The sequence below is a fragment of the Herpetosiphon giganteus genome, assembly GCF_016907925.1.
GTDB classification, from domain to species: Bacteria; Chloroflexota; Chloroflexia; order Chloroflexales; family Herpetosiphonaceae; genus Herpetosiphon; species Herpetosiphon giganteus.
Window position 1 is genome coordinate 36642 of sequence record NZ_JAFBCZ010000021.1, and the last position, 21555, is coordinate 58196.

The 21555-nt window shown below is 52.4% G+C and carries 21 protein-coding genes; 15 read left to right on the forward strand and 6 right to left on the reverse strand.

The annotated features are described in order from the left end of the window. Positions 1–73 precede the first annotated feature (73 nt). On the forward strand, positions 74–1171 hold the full coding sequence (locus JOD20_RS17835; RefSeq protein WP_204756569.1) for a M20/M25/M40 family metallo-hydrolase: 1098 nt from the start codon (positions 74–76) through the stop codon (positions 1169–1171). A gap of 380 nt (positions 1172–1551) precedes the next feature. Here JOD20_RS17835 and JOD20_RS17840 read toward each other — a convergent pair whose 3' ends face one another. From JOD20_RS17840 to JOD20_RS17860, 5 genes are all read right to left on the reverse strand, one after another. After that, a complete protein-coding gene (locus tag JOD20_RS17840; RefSeq protein WP_204756570.1) occupies positions 1552–3474 on the reverse strand; it encodes a hypothetical protein in 1923 nt (640 codons plus the stop codon). Between the two features lie 15 nt (positions 3475–3489). Further along, positions 3490–3864, reverse strand: coding sequence for a hypothetical protein (locus JOD20_RS17845; RefSeq protein WP_204756571.1), 375 nt, complete (start codon positions 3862–3864; stop codon positions 3490–3492). A gap of 212 nt (positions 3865–4076) precedes the next feature. Beyond that, complete coding sequence (locus tag JOD20_RS17850; protein WP_204756572.1) at positions 4077–4487, reverse strand: hypothetical protein; 411 nt, start codon at positions 4485–4487, stop codon at positions 4077–4079. Beyond that, positions 4456–5067: a class I SAM-dependent methyltransferase gene (locus tag JOD20_RS17855; protein ID WP_110519106.1), complete on the reverse strand. Its 612-nt coding sequence runs from the start codon at positions 5065–5067 to the stop codon at positions 4456–4458. Before JOD20_RS17855 ends, JOD20_RS17850 begins: the two co-directional genes overlap by 32 nt. A gap of 33 nt (positions 5068–5100) precedes the next feature. Further along, entirely contained in the window at positions 5101–5856 is a 756-nt protein-coding gene (locus tag JOD20_RS17860; RefSeq protein WP_204756573.1) for a methyltransferase domain-containing protein, read from the reverse strand. 437 nt (positions 5857–6293) lie between these two features. On the opposite strand from JOD20_RS17860, the gene JOD20_RS17865 reads away from it, so the two are divergent. Continuing rightward, positions 6294–7103, forward strand: a complete 810-nt coding sequence (locus tag JOD20_RS17865) for a TrmH family RNA methyltransferase (RefSeq protein ID WP_204756574.1) — start codon at positions 6294–6296, stop codon at positions 7101–7103. Here the strand turns inward: JOD20_RS17865 and JOD20_RS17870 are convergent. After that, complete coding sequence (locus tag JOD20_RS17870; RefSeq protein WP_204756575.1) at positions 7079–7684, reverse strand: HAD family hydrolase; 606 nt, start codon at positions 7682–7684, stop codon at positions 7079–7081. The genes JOD20_RS17865 and JOD20_RS17870 overlap by 25 nt on opposite strands. 131 nt (positions 7685–7815) lie before the next feature. Here JOD20_RS17870 and JOD20_RS17875 point away from each other — a divergent pair, with 131 nt between their 5' ends. From JOD20_RS17875 to JOD20_RS17935, 13 genes are all read left to right on the forward strand, one after another. Continuing rightward, positions 7816–10638, forward strand: coding sequence for a glycosyltransferase family 39 protein (locus JOD20_RS17875; RefSeq protein WP_204756576.1), 2823 nt, complete (start codon positions 7816–7818; stop codon positions 10636–10638). 112 nt (positions 10639–10750) lie between these two features. After that, positions 10751–11983 (forward strand): glycosyltransferase, encoded by a 1233-nt coding sequence (locus JOD20_RS17880; RefSeq protein ID WP_204756577.1) that lies wholly within the window; start codon positions 10751–10753, stop codon positions 11981–11983. An 83-nt stretch (positions 11984–12066) separates the two neighbouring features. Continuing rightward, entirely contained in the window at positions 12067–13383 is a 1317-nt protein-coding gene (locus JOD20_RS17885) for a nucleotide sugar dehydrogenase (RefSeq protein ID WP_204756578.1), read from the forward strand. A gap of 410 nt (positions 13384–13793) precedes the next feature. Continuing rightward, the gene (gene rpsB, locus JOD20_RS17890; protein ID WP_110519027.1) at positions 13794–14561 is read left to right on the forward strand and encodes a 30S ribosomal protein S2; all 768 of its coding nucleotides are present in this window, start codon (positions 13794–13796) and stop codon (positions 14559–14561) included. A 122-nt stretch (positions 14562–14683) separates the two neighbouring features. Next, entirely contained in the window at positions 14684–15268 is a 585-nt protein-coding gene (gene tsf, locus JOD20_RS17895; RefSeq protein ID WP_239583929.1) for a translation elongation factor Ts, read from the forward strand. A 155-nt stretch (positions 15269–15423) separates the two neighbouring features. Beyond that, positions 15424–16170, forward strand: coding sequence for a UMP kinase (gene pyrH, locus JOD20_RS17900; RefSeq protein WP_204756580.1), 747 nt, complete (start codon positions 15424–15426; stop codon positions 16168–16170). Between the two features lie 28 nt (positions 16171–16198). Continuing rightward, positions 16199–16759, forward strand: a complete 561-nt coding sequence (gene frr, locus JOD20_RS17905; protein WP_110519021.1) for a ribosome recycling factor — start codon at positions 16199–16201, stop codon at positions 16757–16759. A 293-nt stretch (positions 16760–17052) separates the two neighbouring features. Further along, positions 17053–18204: an ABC transporter substrate-binding protein gene (locus JOD20_RS17910; RefSeq protein WP_204756581.1), complete on the forward strand. Its 1152-nt coding sequence runs from the start codon at positions 17053–17055 to the stop codon at positions 18202–18204. Between the two features lie 62 nt (positions 18205–18266). Further along, positions 18267–18749, forward strand: a complete 483-nt coding sequence (locus tag JOD20_RS17915) for a GNAT family N-acetyltransferase (protein ID WP_204756582.1) — start codon at positions 18267–18269, stop codon at positions 18747–18749. Between the two features lie 17 nt (positions 18750–18766). Beyond that, on the forward strand, positions 18767–19279 hold the full coding sequence (locus tag JOD20_RS17920; protein WP_204756583.1) for a phage tail protein: 513 nt from the start codon (positions 18767–18769) through the stop codon (positions 19277–19279). A gap of 54 nt (positions 19280–19333) precedes the next feature. Then, on the forward strand, positions 19334–19849 hold the full coding sequence (locus JOD20_RS17925) for a phage tail protein (RefSeq protein WP_204756584.1): 516 nt from the start codon (positions 19334–19336) through the stop codon (positions 19847–19849). A 43-nt stretch (positions 19850–19892) separates the two neighbouring features. Beyond that, positions 19893–20390 carry a phage tail protein gene (locus tag JOD20_RS17930; protein ID WP_204756585.1) on the forward strand — a complete coding sequence of 166 codons (498 nt, stop codon included), beginning with the start codon at positions 19893–19895 and terminating at the stop codon, positions 20388–20390. Between the two features lie 21 nt (positions 20391–20411). Beyond that, entirely contained in the window at positions 20412–21530 is a 1119-nt protein-coding gene (locus JOD20_RS17935; RefSeq protein ID WP_204756586.1) for an ABC transporter substrate-binding protein, read from the forward strand. Positions 21531–21555 lie beyond the last annotated feature (25 nt).

Sequence of the window (21555 nt, forward strand, 5' to 3'; positions counted from 1 at the left end):
CCAACTTTAGCCCTAGCGCATTGCGTTAGGGCTTTTGTTACAATAGAGCAAGGCTTAGCGAAAGGGGTTTTGTGTGTCGATTCGTACAACCTTGGTTGATTTGACCACGCGTTTGGTGGCAATTCCCAGTGTTTCCGCCGAAAAGCGCGATTTACAGCCAGTAATTGATTTAGTGGTGGCCGAATTAGCAGATTATCCAGCGGCGCAGTTGCATCATCGCGATGCGAGCGGCTACCCGATGTTGGTGGTTAATTTTAGCCAAGAGCTGACCAGCGATATTATTTTAAATGCTCACCTTGATGTTGTGCCAGCTCGCCCTGAGCAATGGCAAGCGGTCGAGCGCGATGGCAAATTGTATGGGCGCGGCACGCAAGACATGAAGGGATCGGCGGCGGTCTACATCGAAATTATCAAAGAAATTGCTCAATTGCCCGCCGAGCAACGCCCCAGCGTAAGCTTCCAATTTGTTACCGATGAGGAAATTGGCGGGGCCAATGGCACAGCTTTGTTGCGCGATGAAGGCTGGCATGCCAATTTATTTATTGCTGGCGAGCCGACCAACCTCAATATTTGCCATGGTGCCAAGGGTATTTTGTGGTTGGCGGTTGAGCAACCAGGCGTGCCTGCCCACGGTTCGCGGCCTTGGGAGGGCGTGAATCCCATTGAGCGCTTGGCCAGCGGGCTTGGGCGCTTGTACGACTATTATCCAACCCCTGAGCAAGAAATTTGGCGGACTACGGTTACGCCGTCGATCATCAAAGGTGGCGATGCTGGCAATCGGATTCCCGCCAATGCCCAGCTCAATCTCGATATTCGCTGGACCCCCGAAGAAGGCGCTGATGCGGTGATTGATAATGTGAAGCAAGCTTTTGCCACGCCCAGCGAACCGAATGCCAACGTACAAATTTTGCATCGGGGCACGGCGCTCAACACCGCTGCCGAAGAGCCAAATTTACAACGGATTGTTGATGCTCAGCAAACCAGCCTTGGCCGCCAAGCCCAGCTATTCCGTGAGCATTTCGGCTCCGATGCCCGTTTCTACAGCGATGCGGGGATTCCAGCGGTTTGTTGGGGGCCAGAAGGCGCAGGCCTGCATACCGACGACGAATGGGTCAGCATCGCTGGCTTAGTCGATTACTATCACGCGGTCAAAGCCTTGCTTGGGATGTAATTGATCCACGAGGGCGAGGGATCAGGGTTCAGTGAAACGGAACCGCGAAGAGCGCGAAGGACACGAAGATAAGGCTGAAGGCTCTGGGCTATTGGAATGCCACAAAATGTTCCGATAGCCCAGAGCCTTTATCCTAGAACCATAGTTCTCTGCGCCGCTGCGTTAAGAATTGATCCACGAAGCGCACGAAGCACGAAAACCGCGAAGGACGCGAAGAGCGCGAAGGTTTCGCATTCCCTCGTCCGTGCATTGCATCCTTCATCCCTCTGTTCTCTGTTGCATGCTCTTTTGATTTTTGCCTTCTGCGTTCTGCCTTCTGCCTTTTGATTTTTGACTTTTGATTTTTGACTTTTGTTCTATGCTCTATGTTCTTCCTGGCTCTACGGCACAAACGCCCCAGTGCGATACTCGATGATAAAGTCGGTCCAGAGCACGAGCGAAGCGGCGATAATGAACAAGCTGGCAGCAATTGCGCTAGCTCGGCCAAAACGCCCACGTTGGGCCAATGTTGCAAGGCCAACCCCGCCACTCAAGGCCAAGGCTGGCAAAATAAACAACCACCAACGCACGGTTTGCTCCGACCAAATTAATGAGCTAAGCGAAAGCACAAAGGTTGCTAGCCAAGCCCAAATTGGCGTTGCCAAGCGCGCTAAACCTTGGCGCAAGCTGAACGCTCCACCCAAGCCGACCAACCAAAACCAAGCAGGAACCCGCCCGTCGAGCGCAAGTAGATCGTTCCAAACTACGCCCCACAATTTTTGGCCGAGCGGACGCGGCGCTGGGCAAATTACGCCATTATTGGCGAGCGTTGGGTCGCCCAAGAAATTGCTGTAATACAAACCAACCGCCAACACCACTGCACTCGTGCCAATCACCACCAGCCGCCCAAGCACCGACCATTGGCGTTGCCAAGCCAAAAATCCGGCGAGCGCCACGCCCCACAACCCAAGCGACAACATCGTGCCACTATGCTGCAAGGCCGCAACCGTCAGGCCAGCGATGAGGGCTGGTTGCCAAGCTCGCGGCTGATTGCTGGCCAGCCACAGCCCAAGCCAAGCCACCACAGGCAAGGCCAGCGCCTGCCCTAGCACATTGCTCCATTCGCCAATCACCATCGCCCGTAGCATCGCCAATGGCGCAAGATAGAGGCTGGCCGCCCATAATGCCGCTCGCGCCGGAGTTCGCGCATCGCGAGTGCGATCCACCAGCCACCATAGCAACGGAATAACCATGGCATCGGCAAACGCCCCAAGCACCTGAATCAAAATGCCTCGATTGAGGCTGGCTGGCAGCAATACACTCAATGGTTGAGTAATCAGATACGTGCCAGGCGGATAGGGCGCGCGGCCAGCACCCGCAGCACACGGCAAGCCCTCGGTAAACAGCAAATCGCCAGAGCTGGTGCTAGCAAGATTGTTGACGTTCAACAGCAGATCGCTAAAGTTGGTTTGCGGATGGCGAATGCCAATCAAGCGCAGGGCCAAGCCAAGTGCCGTCATGCCAGCAACCAAGGCAATTTCGGGGTTTTGGCGACGTTCAGCCAACCAACGACCTAAACCAACGACCAGCAAACAGCCCAAGCTAATTGTGCGCAATTGGCCTGTATCGAGCGTGATGATCGTGCGCACGGTTGCTAACAACACGCCCAAACCGCTACTCGTGACCAGCATCGCGCCCGCAGCCGTCAGCGGAGCCAAGCCTGCCAACGCCGCGCCCAAGCCAACCACAATCACCAAAACCAGCAAATCGAACCAGCCAGCCCATGGCATAAACCAAGTATGGCTCAGCGGCTGAACCTGCATGCGATATAGCACCACGCCCAGTAAGCGCGGGTCTGGGCTGGCATTGTAGGTCGGCGCTTGCAATTCGAGCTTAAGGCCGCCATCGGCGCTGGCTGGGGCAAATATATGCAAGGTGCGTTGGCCTGGTGGCAAATCGGTGCGAACTTCAGCAGCATTGGCTTTGAGCAAAAACGGGGTTTGGGGCACTGATGGCGGCGCTAAACTGAGGCGAACAAGCTGCGCACTAGCATTCAGATAGGGTACATCAATCGTTGCTTGTGGCTGCGTCCAGCGATAGGTTTCTGTGGTGCTGAGATCAACGGTGGCAGGTTCGGGAGCATGCACATTGGTGAGATAAGGCTGATCGTACATCAAGGCAAATTGCTCGCCCGACTCGCCAATAACTAAATCGCCACCAATCGCCAAGTTGAAAGGAACTAACCGTTGCCAGCCAAGCCATAGCAACAGCCCAGCAACGATGCTGCTTAGCAAAATTACACGGGCATATCGACCCACAGCCATCTGCACAAACGCCCCTTAAAATCCGCTACCACGAATAATCAACAGAATGCCGACCACAATAATAATCGCCCCAAACATCTTTTCGAGGGTCAGGGTTTCGCCGACAAACCACCATGCAAATACAATCGTCGCGACATAGCTCAAGCCAAGCAGGGTATAGCTCAGCTCCAAGCGCCACCAAACCACGCTGCTAATCCATGCCACTACGCCAACAAATAGCAGCAGCATGCCCAGCCAAACTTGCCAACGCCGAATGCCATAGCGCAAGACTTGCAAGGTGCTTAGACGGTTGGTATGGGCCAGTTGTACCCCAACCATGCCCGCGCGAACAATTAAATTGCCAAGCATCATCGCCAGCACTGCACCAATAATCCACCACGTTTGCATCATGTCTTTGCTCGTTTGTTGTATAGGGGTCAAGGACTAGGCTTCAGGGATCAGGTTTGATTCACGAAAGGAATGAGGCTCTAGGATCTAGGCTATTGGCCCAACAAATTTCTGCCAGCCCATAGCCCATGCTCTGCGCCTCTGCGTTAAATCCAACGCTTGTCTCAATTCATTTCATCCTTCATCCCTCATCCTTCATACTTTCTGACCCCTCGTCAAATACTATGCCCACCGCGAAACAATAGGCTGACCCCAATCAAGACCAAGCCGATGCCCGCAAGGGTTTGCCACGACATGCCACCGTCAAACCACCACCAATTGATCAACACCAGAATAATCGTGGCGATGCTCCACAGTGGGTAGAAAAAGCTCAATTGGCGGCGCGCCAGCAAGGCAAGCCATGGAATGAGTGAAAGCAAAATCAGGCCAATGCCCAAAATGCCCCAAAAACTTTGGCTCACCTGCCACAAGCTATTTAAACTATGCTGCGATGCAGTCAGCAAGGCCTTGCGATAGCACAATTGACCAGCGATCAGCAAGCCAATTGCACTGCTAAACAAGCGAATAGCAGTGCCATGCTCGCCAACTCCACGTTTAATCGACGCGGCTAAAACGGTAAACTGCATAATCACAAATTCCACTGCGAATCGACCAGCGGCGTTGGATGGTAAAGTAGGGCGCGAATAAGCGGCCATAATCTTCGTCTTGGCGAATTGCATCACCACGATCAAGCCAATGCATCAAACGCCCGGGCAAATTCCACCAATCTTGGGCTGGAATATCCTCAAGCATCAAAATTTCGCCGCCAGGAGCTAAAACGCGGTGCAGTTCACGGGCCGTCACTTGGGCCAATGCATCATCAAGATGGTGAATCACGCCCACAATTAAGGCTGCATCGAAACTGGCATCGCCAAAAGCCAAGGCATTGCCATTCATCACGCCAAAACGATGCTCGCTCAGCGTGGCGGCATAGCGCACATAGCCTTGCGAAAGATCAACGCCCATATAGCTGTGCTGCGGAAACGATGCAGCAAATTCACCAGTGCCACAGCCAAAATCCAAAAAGCGCCGCGGCTTGGTTTGTAGCCATGGCGTAAGTTCGTCGGCAATTGCGGCGCGTTCGCCAACATAATTATTTTCAACAATTCGCCGCAACGTGGCCCATAGAGCTGGGCGTTGGGCAATATTGGTTAAAAAAGCTTGCATGCAATGTTCTCAATCTATAAATCTATCGTGTGATTATACCGAATGATTGGGTTTTTGGGCGAGGGTCAAAATCGATAGCCCAAATGGAAAACGTGCGCCCGATTCGAGCCAACGCGCTTCGAAGTTCATGGCCGCACCAAATAGTTTGTTGGCCAAGCGGCTTGGCAATTGCATCGCCGAGTCGCTGGTTGGCGCACTTGGCCGCAGCCGCTCGATCAAGCGCTGCACCAAAATCAAGGGAAACAGCACACTGTTGATATACGAACTGCGTTCAATCGTAAAATCGGCGGCCCGCAATAACTGCTGAACTTCCTTGTTGGTGTAGCGGCGACGGGTATGCACCGAGCGATCGTGGGCCGAATAGAGCCAATGGTAAGCTGGCATGCGCAGCAAAACCCAACCACCAGGCTTGAGCACGCGATATATTTCTTGCAAGGCCGCCACTTCGTCGGGCACTGCGCGATGGTACAACACCTCAAACGAGGTCACCAGGTCAAAGCTTGCATCACGATAAGGCAAGGTCAGCACCGAGCCTTGGGTCAGCGGCGCGTCGGTTTTTTTGCGGCCCAATTGCACCGCAGCTTGCATCAAATCCAAGCCATAGGCTGGGCCATAATCGCCAAGCAAATAGGCGACGTTGCCCGCCGTGCCACAACCAGCGTCAAGCGCGCGCCAAGAGCGTTGCACTGGCAGTTGATCAAGCCAAGCTTGGGCAATGTGGCGCATGCCAACATACCACCAATGTTGCTCCTCAACCGCCGCCATCACGCTATATTCAATATCTTCCACAATGTTGCCTTTTAGCAAGAACTCCGCACAGACTATACCATAAAAGATCCCAATGTAAGGATAAAGTATGAGGGATGAAGGATGAAGGAAAGAACAGAAAACATAGGGATGAAGGATGAAAATAAAATCAAAAGTCAAAAGTCAGAAGGCAAAAGCCTCATTGCAACAATCCGTGGCTCAAAGAATCATCCTTCGTGCTCTTCGTGGATCAATTCATTAACGCAGAGGCGCAGAGCAATGATGGCTTTTGGCTTTGGGCTATCGGAGATTGGTTTGCAATCACAATACTTATTCCAATAGCCAATAGCCTGTAGCCAAGAGCCTTAACCCTTCGCGTTCTTCGCGGTTTCAGCTCTTCGTGCGCTTCGTGGATCAATTTCGCTCATTGGTTGTTACAATAACAGCTAGCACCAATTGCAACCAGAAAGTTTTAAGTAATGTTAACTAGTAGAAACAATCCAACGATTAAACAGATTCGAGCCTTGCGCCAGCGCCGCGAGCGTGAAGCCAGCGGCCTCTTTTTTATCGAAGGCATTCGCAATGTCACCGAAGCAACCCAAGCCAACGCTGCAATCGAGCAATTAATCGTCGCGCCCGACTTATTGCGCAGCCAGTTTGCCCAAGAATTAGTTGAGCAACAACGCCAACAAGGCACGCCGATTCTCGACGTGAGCAGCGAGGTTTTTGCTAGCCTTTCGAGCAAAGACGGCCCGCAAGGTTTGGCGGCAGTTGTTCAGCAACAATGGGCGAGTTTGGATGAAGTTCGGCCCGACCAAGGCTTATGCTGGATCGCGCTCAACGCCATCAGCGACCCAGGCAATTTGGGCACGATTTTGCGCACTGGCGATGCGGTCGGAGCAACTGGGGTGATCTTGCTTGGCGATTGCACCGATCCCTATGATCCAGCAACTGGACGCGCCAGCATGGGAACCTTATTCAGCCAGCGCTTGGTCAAAGCATCGTGGGCGGAATTTCGCCAGTGGCTCGGCCAAAGTGGCTTTAATCTGGTGGGGGCGGCAGATTCGGCCAGCAGCCACTATCGCAGCTATCGCTACCCACAGCCATTAATTTTGCTGATGGGCAGCGAGCGCGAAGGCTTGGATGCCGAGCAACAAGCCCAATGCCAAGCCTTGGTCAGCCTGCCAATGCGCGGCCAAGCCGATTCGCTGAATTTGGCGGTGGCCACGGGCGTGCTGTTGTATGAAATTTTGGCCCAAGCCGATCAAGCAGCTGCTAATAATGCCTGAATCTCAGCAATCGCCTGTTGATTTGAGCGATACAGAATCGCGTTAATGCCAACAGCGCGGGCGGCTTCGACCACCACCGCAATATCATCGAGAAAAATCATCTCGTGAGGCTGGAGGTTAAGCCGCTCGCAGGCCAAACGATAAAAGGCTGGGTCGGGCTTTTTCAGGCCTTCTTCGTGCGAATAGATGATCAAATCGCAGCAATCTTCAAAGCCGTAGGCGGCCTGTTCGCGCTGGCGTGCGCCCACAAAACTATTGCTCAAAATCGCAGTCGTATAGCGTGGGCGTAGGCTGGCAAAAAATGCAAGCAATTCGTGATTAAGCGTGCCCAAATATTCAGCCCACAAATCGGCCAAAAAGGCAGCTAATTGATGTTCGTCCAAGCCTAAGCGTTCAGCGATGCCCGCTTCGACCGCTTGCTCGCTGACCGTGCCGATGCTACCGCCGAGCCAAAGATCGTGCAGTTGCTGGTTGATGCTGCCAGCAGCCAAGCCCAACTGTTGCTCCCAACGCTCAACCCAGCCAGTTGGGGGCGTAATTTCCAACACGCCGCCAATATCAAAAACAATTGCTTTGATCATTATCGCCTCCAAATACGCGCCATCATGGCATAAAACTACGGCCAAATACAATGAAAAATGGCTGAAAAGCAGCGTCGCAATGCTCTGGTATAATGCCACGTTGTGATCGATGAAACGATATTGAGGCTGGCTTGATACAACACTGGTGGCAACGCCGCACTGCATGGTCGCTGCGTCAATGGATCATTACAATCGCAAGTGTGTTGCTGATAGCACTCGGGCTTTTAACGGCACTCTATCAATTGCCAACCCATGTGCGGATTGCCAGCGATGGCTTGGGCGATCAGCCTTTTTTGGTTTCGAGCGAGGCGCTTGGCCAAGCAGCAACCGATCTTGGTACCGTTTTCCCCGATGAACTCGATGCCAGCGGCAATCGTTTTCGCTGGACACGCGGCAGCACGCAAATTCAAATTCCAGCGCTTGGCGCAAACAGCAGCTATAGCTTGGCGCTTGATCTGGTTGGCTGGCCCGATGATGTGTTGCGCAGCGACCTGCGCCAACCCTTCGTGCATGTGCTGGTCAATCAACAAGTTATCGGCGTGTTTGAGGCCCAAAGCCAACGTACAATTTATCAATTAAGCACTCCAGCGCTCAGCCAAAGCAACTTAGAGCTTGAATTGCGGCTCAGCGATAGCCTGCAACAACTCCCAGCCTTGGATAATACCGCCACCTTTACGGGCACAACCCTCTACCCCAGCGACCGCCGCCCGCATGGCTTGCGCTTGTATGGCGTAAGTGCCACCACCAACGCCGTTGGCCTGAATTTGCCTGCTTGGAGCCTGATTTGGCGCATGGCTGTGGCCTTAGGTTTAGTGGTTTTGGCTGGCTGGCAGAGCGTTCGGGCGCGCTGGCCACTATTTTTGCTCAGCTTGGTTTTGGTGGCTTTTTGGCTCAATCTCGCCTATTTTGCCCGCCACTGGCTGCAACCATCGTTTGAACTTGTGTTGCTCAGCGTGGGCTTGCAAGCGCTCTGGAATGCCCGCCAACTGCTGATTGATGGCTGGTTGCATTTCCGCGAGCGGCTAAGCCAACATTTCGATTATGGGCTGGGCTTCGCGGCGATTATTGGCTTGCTGGCGCTCAGTTGGCCGCCACTGAAACAGGCAGCAAATACCTGGCTGCCCAAAGCTCGCATGTACGATCCTGGCGCGATTATCGTGGTGTCGTTGGCGGTGGCAAGTCTGTTTATCGCCGCTTTCTACTGGGGCGATTTCAATCGCATGCTCGATCGGGCTAATCGACGCTTGCGCACCCGCCAAGGCTTGGGCTGGGCGGTGCTTGGCGTGCTGGTTGGGGTTTGGCTGCTCTATAGTTGGAGCGTAATTCGCCAAATCAATTACCTTGGCAACGCCGATTACTCGGATAATGGCGTAGTTGCCCGCAATTTGGTGGCTGGCCGTGGCTGGGTTGTTGATTATGTCACCCAGTTTTTCAAACTCTATCCCAATGGCAGCGTGACGCGGGTGCAAGAAACGTGGCCAATGTTGCAGCCAGTCTGGATTGCGCCGTTTTTTGCTTTGTTTGGGCCAGAACCATGGGCCGCCAAAATCCCCAATCTGATCTTTTTTAGTTTGCTTTCGATGTTGGTTTATCGCATTGCCCGCCAATTATGGGATACACGAGTTGGCTTGATCGCAGTGCTACTAGTGTTGATCAATCGGCATATGTTTCGCTTGATGATTTATAGCACTTCGGATTTGGCATTTGTGCTGTTTTACGCGGCGGCAATTTGGTTGCTCTGGCGCAGCCTTGTGACCCACAGCAAAGAGCGCTTGCTTGGCTCGGGCTTAATCATTGGGCTGATGTGTTGGCAAAAAACCAGCGCAGTGATTGTGGCAATCGGCATGGGCTTGTGGCTGATTTGGCGTTTGTGGCAGGTCGACGATCGCTGGAAGGCCTATCGCACAGCAGCATTGTGGTGGGTTTTGCCAGCGGTTTTGGTCTTTGCGCCCTACATCGTGCGCAACCTGCACGAGTTTGGCAAGCCCGCTTTTTCGACCGAAAGCTACGATGCGTGGATTATCGGCTACACAAATTTCGATTCGATCTACAATATCTACACCAACGAGCAAGGCTTGCCGGGTAGCAATGGCCTGCCTGAACCAAGCTGGATTTTGCGTTGGGGCTATCAAAAAACCTTTGATAAAATTGGCAATCAATTTGAGGCCACCCGCAACTACCTATTGCCAGCCAGTCCGGCCTTGGGCATGTTGAGCGGGCGCGGCAATTTGATGGGCAACAACGATCAGGGTGTGAATGGCAAGCCCTATGTTTGGTTGATGCTGGGCGCATGGCTGAGCTTAATTGGCTTGCTGGCAGCCCGTCGCCAACAAGCGAGCCTGATGGCCTTGGTTGCGGTCAGTTTCTCGCCCTATATCGTGTTTTTGGCATTCTATTGGCACGCCGACGAAGAACGCTATTTTGTGCCGTTAGTGCCGTTTTTGGCCTTGTTGGCAGCAGGCGCATTGGTGGCGATTCACGATGCCATCGCTCGTTGCTGGAATCAGCGCGGGCGGCCTTTGGCCTTGGTGGTTGCTGGCTATTTGTTGGTGTTGGCGCTTACGCCGGGCTGGGTCGAGGCCGCCAATAAAAGCGCGACCGTGGTTGGCAGCGAATATGCCGAGTGGCAGCCCGATTTGCAGGCCTTTGAATGGTTGCGCCAAAACACGCCAGCCGAGGCAGTGGTGATGACCCGCGTGCCGTGGCAGCTCAATTTCCATGCTGAACGGGCGGCGGTGATGAACCCAAATGTGGCCGATTTGAACGTAATCAAACAGGTTGCAACGTATTACAAAGCCTCGTTTATCGTGGTTAATGCTGTGCAAAACAACAAAGATCAAGCCCAAATTGGCTTAGGTCGCTTGCTGCGAGGCGAGGAACTAGCAGGCTTTAAATTACGGGCCAGTTTCGCGGGGCCAAAAAATCGCACCGTCTACATCTACGAAATTCAATAACGCCAGTTTGCTGGAGCCAAAACTGGCGCGCCAAGGTTCGACTCCAAGCTTGAATTCATCATCATACGAGGCTATAGCGTTGGCTACTAGCTTATGAGCGAATAGTGATTGTATGCGCATACTCATGATTGCGTCGTCGTTTCCTAAATATCCCGGTGAGATGACTGCGCCCTTTATCGAAGAAATTGCTGCCGCCGTGGTCGAACGTGGCCACGAGGTGCACATGCTCTTGCCTGAACATCCCGAATTAAAACGCGGCGCTGTAGTTCGGGGCATCAAGCTGCATCGCTATCGTTATGCGCCGCATCCGAGCTTGAGTGTTTGGGGCTATGCAGGGGCCTTGCATAATGATGTGCAGATGCGCAATGCTGCGTTTTTGGTCGCTCCCTTGGCGGTTGCTTCAGCGTGGCGCAGCATGGCGCAACTCACCAAACACCAACCTTTTGATCTAATTCATGGCCACTGGGCGATTCCAAATGGTTTTCCTGCGTGGCTCTTGGCTCGTCAGCGCAAATTGCCACTGATTATCAGCACCCATGGCTCCGATGTTTCGGTGGCTGAACGCAGCGCGCCAACGGGCTGGATCAACACAGCGATTATGCGCTATGCCTCGGCAGTCACTGCGCCATCGAGCGATTTGACCACTCGCGCGGCGGCGTTGGGTGCTGAACCCAGTAAATTGCATGTGCTGCCGTATTGTGTCGATGCCCACGATTTTCAGCCAGATACAGCGGCGGGCGCGGCGTTTCGCCACCAGCATGGGCTGGATGCCAGCACGCCATTATTATTTACGGTCGGGCGCATGGTCGAGAAAAAAGGCTTTAATTATTTGGTGCAAGCCTTTGCCAACGTGTTGGCCCAACACCCAACTGCTAAATTGATGATCGGTGGCTATGGCCCAGGTTTGGAGCAATTGCAGGCCCAAGTTGCTGAATTAGGGCTAGGCGCGAGTGTGCTGTTTCCCGGGGCAATTGGCCACGATGCAATCAACAGCGCCTTGAACGCAGCAACCATCTTCGTGCTGCCGTCGGTACGCGATCGTAGCGGCAACGTCGATGGCTTGCCCAACACGTTGCTCGAAGCTATGGGCGCTGGGCGGCCAATTGTTGCCAGCAAGATTGCTGGTGTACCAGCGGTCATCACAGCGGGCGAACATGGTGTGCTCGTGCCACCAGCCCAGCCCCAAGTACTCAGCACGGCAATCATCGATTTACTCAATCAACCACAACGGGCGGCGATGCTCGGCGCAGCGGCGCGCTTGCGAGTTGAACACGAACTAACTTGGAATCGCTATGCAGAGCGACTTGAGCGGTTGTATACAGCGGCGCTCAAAGCAACTGCTTAAGATCATTGTAGCGCTGAGCCTGCTTGGCGCATGGTTTTCAGTTTCGCATAGATGCAAATCTATGAAACAATAAAGGATTTAGCGTGAGTACCTTTGCAGATTTACGCAGCGCGATCGAAACACGGCGTGCTCAAGTTGGGGTTATCGGCATGGGCTATGTTGGCTTGCCAATGTTGGCCCGCGCTGGCAATGTTGGGTTTAATGTGCTTGGCTTCGATATTAGCGTCGAACGCATCGCCAGTATCAACAATGGCGTGAGCTACATCGGCGATGTGCCAAGCAGCGATTTGGCCGCGCTGCGCAATAATAATTTGATCGAGGCAACCGCCCAGTTTGAGCGCTTGCGCGATTGCGACATTATTATTATTTGTATGCCCACCCCGCTCAACGAGGCCCGCGACCCTGATATGAGCTACATCGAGGCGGCAACCAACGAGATTGCCGAGCGCCTGCGCCCTGGCCAATTAATTATTCTCGAAAGCACAACCTACCCGGGCACAACCGTTGAAGTTTTGAAGCCAGCCTTCGATGCTTGCAATTTAACGGTTGGCGAAGATTACTTCTTGGCCTTCTCGCCAGAACGAATCGATCCCGGCTCAGTCAATTTCAAGGTGCATAACATTCCCAAGGTTGTTGGTGGGGTTACGCCGCAGTGCAACGAACTGACCTCGTTGTTCTATGGACATATCGTTTCGGCGGTAACCGAAGTTTCATCGCCAGCAGCCGCCGAAATGACCAAGCTATTTGAGAATATTTTCCGCAATGTCAACATTGCTTTGGTTAACGAATTGACCTTGATTTGTGACCGCATGGGCTTGAATGTTTGGGAAATTATCGATGCAGCGGCGACCAAGCCCTTTGGGTTTATGCGCTTTACGCCTGGCCCGGGCTTGGGCGGCCATTGTATTCCGCTTGATCCCTTCTACTTGGCGTGGAAGGCACGCCACTACGATATTTCGGCGCGCTTTATTGAGCTAGCAGGCGAAATCAACCTGACCATGCCGCGCTTTGTGCGCGATCGCATTAGCCATGCCTTAAACGACCAAGAGCGCAGCATCAAAGGCTCGACGATTGTGCTGCTGGGCGTGGCCTACAAAAAAGACATCGACGACTACCGCGAATCGCCAATTTTCAAAGTGATGGATTTGCTGGCAGCTGATGGCGCAAATGTCTATTGTTGCGATCCGCATGTAACCGTCTTTTATGATCACCATAATCATGAGTACCAAACCGTGCCTTTAACCGATGAACTGCTGCAACAAGCCCATTGCAGCGTGATTATCACCGACCACAGTGCTTTTGATTATGACAACATCGTTGAGCAAAGCAAAGTTGTAGTTGATACCCGCAATGCAACCCGCGAAGTCAAAACCCACCGCGAAAAAATTCGCCTGTTGTAATAACGGGCAATGAGAGTTTTTTTAACCACGAAGAGCACGAAGGACACGAAGTAAGGCTTTTGGCTAGCGGAATAATTATTGGATTTCAAACCAATCTCCGCTAGTCAAAAGGCCATAATCCAAACTTGCATCCCACTTTTGCCTTTTGATTTGGCATTTCATCCCTCATCCTTCATACTTCTGATTTTATGTTCTCTGTTCTCGCTTCATCCCTCATCCTTCATAATTCATCCTTTTGCCTTTTGCTTCTAGTCGTGCTATACTAATCGACGGTGTGCCAGCCTTGGGCTGGTCGCTAGTGACGCACGTCGTCTGCATGGCACCGCTCCTGCCGATCCTATGGGTGATTGGTTCAGTGCTGGAATAACTGCGACGGCGGAGGAAAACATTATTTTGTAAGGAGTCATCCCTTGACCGACACAACTACCAACCGTGTAGTGTCGCTGAAGGCCCTGCTTGAAGCAGGTGTTCACTTCGGCCACCAAACCAAGCGCTGGAACCCCAAAATGCGTCCGTTTATTTTCACGGATCGCAATGGGATTCACATTATTGATTTGCAACAAACTGTAACCACGTTGCAAAGCGCCTATCGCTTTGTAGCCGATGCAGTTGCTGGCGGCGGCAAGGTGCTTTTCGTAGGCACCAAGAAGCAAGCTCAAGAAGCTGTGCGCGACGAAGCCACCCGCTCAAACCAATTGTATGTAACCCAACGCTGGATGGGTGGTTTGTTGACCAACTTCTCAACGATCAAAAGCCGCTTGAAATTCTTGCACGACTTGGAAGCGCGCCGCGACCGTGGTGAATTCAACTTGGTTACCAAGGCTGAAGCACTGAAGTTGGAAGACGAAATCGTGAAATTGAACCGCGTATTCGGCGGGATCAAAACGATGGAACGCTTGCCAGCAGCTATGTTCGTGATCGACCCCCACAAAGAAACCTTGGCGATTAGCGAAGCTAAGAAGCTGGGGATTCCGGTGGTGGCAATGGTTGATACCAACTGCGATCCCGATCCAATCGATTACCCAATCCCATCAAACGACGATGCGATTCGCGCTATCCGCCTGATGGCTGGCAAAATTGCCGACGCAGCGTTGGAAGGCCAAAACCGCCGTCAATCACAACATGTCGAAGAACGTGCTTTGGCCGAACAAACCAAGTACGAAGAAGACGCATTCTAGGCCGAGGTCATTCCGGCCTGCGCTCGCGAATGCCGTCCTAGTATCGATAGACACCCAAACCCCGGACGAGCAACAATGCTCGTCCGTTTTTACAACAAGGAGAATACCCTGTGAGCATCTCGATGGATCAAGTCAAGGAACTTCGCGAACGTACCGGTGCTGGCATCCTCGACTGCAAAAAAGCATTGACGGATACCAGTGGCGACGTTGACGCTGCAATCAAAATCTTGCGCGAAAAAGGCTTGGCTGCCGCCGCCAAGAAATCATCACGGGATGCCAGCGACGGTCGGGTTGAAGTTTACGTGCACCCAGGCAATAAAGTTGTTGCCATCGTGGAAGTAAACTGCGAAACCGACTTCGTGGCCAAAACCGACGATTTCAAAAAATTGGCCTACGATTTGGCCTTGCACGTTGCTGCAACCAACCCAGCCTATGTCAACCGCGAAGATGTGCCTGAAGCAGAAGTCGAGCGCGAACGCGAAATCTTGCGCCAACAAAATGTCGACAGCGGCAAACCTGCCAACATTGTTGAAAAAATTGTTGAAGGTCGCATCGAGAAATTCTATGGCGAAATCGTCTTGCTCGAACAAGAATTCGTCAAAGATCCAAGCGTCAAAATCAAAGATTTGGTGCAAGAAGCGATTGCAAAATTAGGCGAAAACATCGTCGTGCGCCGCTTCAGCCGCTTTGAAGTTGGCAGCAACTAAACAGTGCGACGATTGGCGCAACCCAATCTAGGCACTCTCAACCGTCGTTTGTGGATTGTACTCAATCCGCAGGCGGCGGTTTTTTTCTGAAATCACGCAGGTGTCTGTTTCTTCCTTGCTTTTGACCTTTTGACTTTCACTTGGAGGGTTCTGGTATGCAACCACGCTATAAACGGGTTTTGCTCAAGCTCAGCGGCGAAGCCTTGGCTGGCGATGGCAAAACCAATATTTCGCCTGACGTGTTAAACTATATGTCAGCCGAAATTAAGCGATTGTTGGCGCATGGGGTGCAAGTGGCAATTGTGCTTGGCGGCGGCAATATCTGGCGTGGTGGCCCAGCAATCAAAGCTGGCATGGAACCACCCCAAGCCCACTACATGGGTATGCTTGCAACCATTATCAATGCCTTGGCCTTGCAAGATGCGCTCGAGCGCAACGGCATGCAAACGCGGGCCATGACAGCCATTAAAATGGATGAAGTCGCAGAATCGTACATTCGCCGCCGAGCGGTGCGGCATATGGAAAAAGGGCGGGTGGTCATTTTGGCCGCTGGCACTGGCAATCCCTATTTCACCACCGATTCAGGCGCGGCCTTACGCGCCGCCGAACTCGATGCCGATGTGATTCTGATGGCCAAAAATCGGGTTGATGGGGTGTATAGCGCTGACCCACGCACCAACCCCAGCGCAACCAAATTTGACCATATCACCTATTTTGATGCCCTGACCCGTGGCTTAACGATTATGGACAGTACGGCGCTGACCTTTTGCATGGATAATAACTTGCCTATCATTGTGTTTAGCCTCGATACCCCAGGCAATTTGGAACGAATTGTGCTAGGTGAGCAGGTTGGAACCCTGATTAGCAATGCCAGTACTGAAGCCCCCGCTACCTCTGCGTAGCGCTAGCCAACTACAAGGAGTTTTTTGTATGACAGTTAAAGATGTCTTACGCGATGCCGAAGCCAAAATGAAAAAGAGCATCGATTCGTTGCGCCATACCCTTGGCGCTGTGCGCACTGGCCGCGCTTCTCCCGCGTTGGTCGAAGATTTGAAGGTTGAATATTATGGCGCTGAAATGCCACTCAACCAATTGGCCAATATCGCCACCCCAGAATCACGCATGCTGACGATTCAACCCTACGACCAAGGCGCGATCAAGGCAATCGAAAAGGCTATTCAAAACTCAGAGCTGGGCATCAACCCCAGCAACGATGGCCGCGTGATTCGCTTGGCAATTCCGCAATTGACCCAAGAACGCCGCAAGGAGTTGGTCAAACAGGTTAAAGCCAAAATCGAAGATGGCAAGGTCGCAATTCGCAACGTGCGCCGCGAAGCCCAAGATGCCATCCGCAAATTGCAGCAAGATAAGGCCATCTCGGAAGATGACGAGCGCCGTGGCCAAGAAGATTTGCAAAAATTGACCGACCGCTTCCAAAAAGAGGTCGAAACGATCGGCGCAACCAAAGAAGCCGAGGTCATGGAAGTCTAGGACTTGTGGTGTTGGCATCGTTACGATTGGGCCTAGTGCTGCTAGGCCCAATCGTTTTGGCCAAACTGCCTCTTCAAGCCTCAAATTTGCCCTGAGCCAAGTGTAAGTTTTGCTTTATCCAAGGCTCATTTCACCACCGCACCCCATGCGGTGGTTTTTAATTTTTTATCTATCAGCCTAGGTACTATACCTTACCATGACCTTTGAACTATAAGGGTTTTAAATGGCTATGGTATGCTTTTGGCGCATTGCCCGATCCACACTAAAAACTTAATACAATTGAGGATGCCACCATGCCCGATCAAGACCACAATCAAGCCATCAATCGGCGGCAGTTTCTCAAGTTGGGCGCTATGTCAGGGTTGCTTGCCAGCATGCCCGAATTAGCTGCTGCCAACGAGAGAAGCCTTATTCGGCAACGAGAGCCAGAGGTAATGCAGGTTGGCCTGTGTCTGCCTACGCACCTGCATAGCCAGCATGCAGTTCAGGAATTATTGCTCGGTTTGCAGTTCGCCAGCGCGCAAGCAGTGGTGCCCTTCACGTTTAAGCTTCAAGCCCCGCAAACGATCGATCAAATTCTTAGCACCAAACCAACAGCAACCCGTTGGCTGAGCCTTGGCACACCCTTGGGCTTACAAATGCTCAGCGAAAGCTTGCCCCAACAAACGATTATTGCTGCCTCGCTGGGCGAACATTTTGCCGTTGCCAACCCCAGCCCTAATCTGCTAATCAATAGTTTTGGCATGGCCGATGCTGCCTGGCAAAGCGCGGTTTGGGCCAGCCAGCAACGTGGCAAGCGCGCCATCATTCTGCGTTCGCCAGCCTTAAGCGGTTACGATTGTACGTGGGGCTTTGAACAGGGCTTGTTGGCTGGTGGAGCACAGCTCATTGCCGACTTTAACGTCAATGCGCAGGCCAATTTCGACGAGCTAGCTGCCAAAGTTACCAGCCTCAACCCCGATCTGGTCTATTTGGCATTGAACGCCGCCGAATCGCAGCAGTGGTGGCAGAGCTTTACCCAGAGCAGCAAAGCGCTGTGGATTACCCCCAACCCAACCCTTGAGCCAAACCTCGCTCAACGCTTGCGCAAACAAGGCCTCGAATTGGCCTATGCAGGCGGCTGGAATCCATCCACGCAGCAAGCATTTCGCGACGCATTTAGCAAAACCTATGGCACGGAGCCAAGCCAACATCACGCCTTAGGCTACGATACGGCCTTGTTGATTGCCAGCACCACGACCAACACGAAAGCTGCCAGCTATACAGGCTTGCGTGGCCCAACCAGCATTGATCGCTTCCAAACGACCAATGCACCAACCTATCTACACTTCTTAGTCAGCCAAAAACGCCAAGCAGCGCCAATCAGTTTTGCGGCGCTCGATCAGGCTAAGGTTCAACAACAGCTTGCTGCAATTCGCAGCGGCATAACCCAACCCTATGTTTAATCACGGCTAAAGCTGCGGTTCGCTTAATCGACTAAAGTTTGGTGTGCTGAAGGAGATCACCGATGATTGGATTAGCAGCCCCGCTGAGCTTGCGGGCAGTGACTCCGAAGGATGAGTCGCTGCTGCTTAATTTGTATGCCTCAACGCGCGCCGCCGAGATGGCCCGCGTCGATTGGGATGATCTGCGCAAAGCTGAGTTTATCAGCATGCAATATCATGCTCAGCACACCCACTATCTGCAACACTACCCCGAGGCGAGCTTTCAAATTATTCAACACAAACAGCAAGCAATTGGCGACTGGTACACATTTCAAAGTTCAAGCCTGATGCGCGTTTTAGATATAACGATCTTGCCGCAGTTTCGCGGGCGTGGCATCGGGAGCAAATTGCTTGAATTGTTTTTGGCCCAAGCCAAAGCCAGCCAACGCCCTGTTCGCTTGTATGTCTATAAAGAAAATCTGCGCGTAAGTGCTTGGTACAAACGCTTAGGATTTCAAGCTATCGGTGGCTTGAGTATGTACACCGAAATGGAATGGCGGCCTTAGTTTTTGGAGGATCGCACATGGGACAACCCTACGTTGGTGAAATTCGCATGTTTGCTGGCAATTTCGCTCCAGCAGGCTGGATGTTCTGTGATGGCCAAATATTGCCAATCTCAGAGAATGAAACCCTGTTTAACCTAATTGGCACCACTTATGGCGGCGATGGCCAAACAACCTTTGCCTTGCCCAATTTGCAAAGCCGATTTCCGTTGCATCAAGGCAACGGTTTCGTTTTGGCCGAAACCGGCGGTGTTGAAGAAGTCACGCTGACGGTTTCGCAAATGCCAGCTCATACCCATATTCCACTGGCTAGTGCCAACAATGGCACAACCAATATTCCCCAAAGTGCAATTTGGGCCAAAGCAGGCTCGACCAATTTGTATGTTGCTGGCGCAACCCAAGGCGATCTTACGCCATTTGCCGCCAATACGATTAGCCCAGTTGGCGGCTCGCAGCCGCATAGCAATCTGTCGCCCTACTTGTGTATCAATTTTATTATCTCTCTGTTTGGCATCTTCCCCTCGCCAACCTAGGCGAAAAAAGTTAGCGTTGAATCGTTAAGTAGTTGTAGTTGTTGAGGTGCTTCTATGGCCGATCCATTTGTGGCTGAAATTCGCATTGTTCCGTTTAATTTTGCCCCGCGCGGTTGGGCTTTTTGCAATGGCCAACTGTTGCCAATCTCGCAAAACACCGCTTTGTTTTCGCTCTTGGGCACAACCTATGGCGGCAATGGCAAAAGCAACTTTGCCCTACCCGATTTGCAAGGGCGGTCGCCCATGCATCCAGGCCAAGGGCCGGGCTTGAGCCTGCACGATCTCGGCGAAACCGGCGGCTCCGAAACCGTAACCCTTTTACAAAGTGAAATTCCAAGCCATAGCCACACACTCAATTATGTTGGCATCGATGGCAATAATCCCGATCCCGTGGGCAATGTTTTAGGCGCAAGTGAATCGACCGATGCCTTTCGCAAGACCAACGATACAACCTTATCGCCACAAGAACTGTCGATCACTGGCGGCGATAACCCGCACAATAATCTGCAACCCTATTTGACGCTGAATTTTATTATTGCGATGCAAGGGGTCTTCCCACCACGGGGATAAGTTCGCATGATCGGCATCCAGCTATTTAGAGGATGACATTGTTATGGCAGAACCATTTTTGTCTGAGATTCGGTTGTTCTCGTTCGTCTTTGCACCCAAAGGCTGGACCTTGTGCAATGGCCAACTCTTACCAATTAATCAAAATCAAGCCTTATTTTCATTATTGGGCACAACCTATGGTGGCGATGGGCGGGTCAATTTCGCCTTGCCCGACCTACGCGGGCGGGTTCCAATCCATATGGGTGGCAATTTCACTTTAGGCCAACGTGGTGGCGAGCAAGCCCACACGCTTTCAATTGCCGAGCTGCCAGCCCACAATCATACAGTAGCAGCCTCAAACCAGCCAGCCAATAGCGGCAGCGGCTATCCGCCAGCTCGTTCAAGCGGGGTCAATGGCTATACAACCGCAGGCCCAACTGGCGGCATGAATCCATTGAGCGTTGGCAATATTGGCGGTAGCCAAGCCCACCTGAATATGGCTCCCTTCTTGACGATCAATTTCAGTATTGCCTTACAAGGCATTTTCCCATCACAGACTTAATTTGGTTGAGGATTTAACGGTATGAACTATCAGCGTTTGGGTATTGGCATGCTGTTGCCCTTGGCAGCCGATCGCGCGGCGATTGCCGAAGAGTTTGAGCAAGGTTTTCGCAGTGCGCTCGCTGCCAGCAGCCAAGCTGGCGTTATTGGTGAGCTTCAGCTGTATATCGAAACGGTTGGGGCTGGGGTAATTGCGCTTGAGCACACAATTCAAACATTGCTCAGCAATCGCCATATCGATATTTTAGTGTTATGGCTGCAAAGTGGCTTAATTGAATACGTTACGCCATTTTTGCAGCGCATGCCACGCCCAACGCTGGTAGTCAATCTTGGTGAAAATATTCCACGCCACAGCGAACAGCATCCGTGGATGGTTCAACACAGTTTTGGCTTATGGCAGGCGCACTATGCCTTAGGTCGTTGGGCGGCAGAACAGCTAGGACGCACAACCGTCCATGCGCTCAGCCACTACGATAGCGGCTACGATTTGCATTATGCCCTTTTAGCGGGCTATGAACAAGCTGGTGGGCAGGCAGCAGGCCACTACCTGAGCCACGTCGCGCCTGATCGGGGCAATTTTGCGCCACTCTGGAATTATTTGGCAGAAACCCCTAGCGAGCTGCTCTTTTATACGGCATGCGGCCCAGAAGCAACTCAATTTTTAGCAGCGTGGAGCGATAGTCCGTTTATCGGCAAACGTCAGTTAGTTGTTAGTCCCATGACATGGCTTGAAATCGCGCCTGAGTTACGGGCAAAACTAGCATTAACGACCTGTTTGCCGTGGAACCCGAACGAACTTGCCCCAACTGCCAAACCATTTGAAGGATTGGCCCAGCTTTTAGGCAGCGAGGCCGGAGCATGGTTAGCTCAAGCACTGCTTGAAACCACCAGCGCCGACGATCAAGCCTTATTAGCAGCACTTGCCAAGGCCGCATGGTCTACCCCGCGTGGCACGATTCAGCGTTATTCAAACCAACAAACGAGTGTGCCCAAGCTGTATCTTGTTCAAACCCATTCAACCGATCAAACCACCAATCAAGTAATTGAACTTGAGCAAGCGGCACTTGATCTTCGCCCACTGCAAAGCACCATCGAAGCAGCGCCGCGCAGTGGCTGGCTCAACTCCTATTTGTGTGTCTGACGAAGGTAACCAAACAGAAAGGTAT

Excerpts from the sequence above, each read along its gene's own strand:
- JOD20_RS17915 (WP_204756582.1), top strand. The coding sequence starts at position 18,267 with ATGATTGGATTAGCAGCCCCGCTGAGCTTGCGGGCAGTGACTCCGAAG.
- frr (WP_110519021.1), top strand. The coding sequence starts at position 16,199 with ATGACAGTTAAAGATGTCTTACGCGATGCCGAAGCCAAAATGAAAAAG.
- JOD20_RS17850 (WP_204756572.1), bottom strand. The coding sequence starts at position 4,487 with ATGCAGTTTACCGTTTTAGCCGCGTCGATTAAACGTGGAGTTGGCGAG.
- JOD20_RS17935 (WP_204756586.1), top strand. The coding sequence starts at position 20,412 with ATGAACTATCAGCGTTTGGGTATTGGCATGCTGTTGCCCTTGGCAGCC.
- JOD20_RS17920 (WP_204756583.1), top strand. The coding sequence starts at position 18,767 with ATGGGACAACCCTACGTTGGTGAAATTCGCATGTTTGCTGGCAATTTC.
- JOD20_RS17845 (WP_204756571.1), bottom strand. The coding sequence starts at position 3,864 with ATGATGCAAACGTGGTGGATTATTGGTGCAGTGCTGGCGATGATGCTT.
- JOD20_RS17865 (WP_204756574.1), top strand. The coding sequence starts at position 6,294 with ATGTTAACTAGTAGAAACAATCCAACGATTAAACAGATTCGAGCCTTG.
- JOD20_RS17925 (WP_204756584.1), top strand. The coding sequence starts at position 19,334 with ATGGCCGATCCATTTGTGGCTGAAATTCGCATTGTTCCGTTTAATTTT.
- JOD20_RS17840 (WP_204756570.1), bottom strand. The coding sequence starts at position 3,474 with ATGGCTGTGGGTCGATATGCCCGTGTAATTTTGCTAAGCAGCATCGTT.
- JOD20_RS17910 (WP_204756581.1), top strand. The coding sequence starts at position 17,053 with ATGCCCGATCAAGACCACAATCAAGCCATCAATCGGCGGCAGTTTCTC.
- tsf (WP_239583929.1), top strand. The coding sequence starts at position 14,684 with ATGGATCAAGTCAAGGAACTTCGCGAACGTACCGGTGCTGGCATCCTC.
- JOD20_RS17870 (WP_204756575.1), bottom strand. The coding sequence starts at position 7,684 with ATGATCAAAGCAATTGTTTTTGATATTGGCGGCGTGTTGGAAATTACG.
- JOD20_RS17855 (WP_110519106.1), bottom strand. The coding sequence starts at position 5,067 with ATGCAAGCTTTTTTAACCAATATTGCCCAACGCCCAGCTCTATGGGCC.
- pyrH (WP_204756580.1), top strand. The coding sequence starts at position 15,424 with ATGCAACCACGCTATAAACGGGTTTTGCTCAAGCTCAGCGGCGAAGCC.
- JOD20_RS17930 (WP_204756585.1), top strand. The coding sequence starts at position 19,893 with ATGGCAGAACCATTTTTGTCTGAGATTCGGTTGTTCTCGTTCGTCTTT.
- JOD20_RS17880 (WP_204756577.1), top strand. The coding sequence starts at position 10,751 with ATGCGCATACTCATGATTGCGTCGTCGTTTCCTAAATATCCCGGTGAG.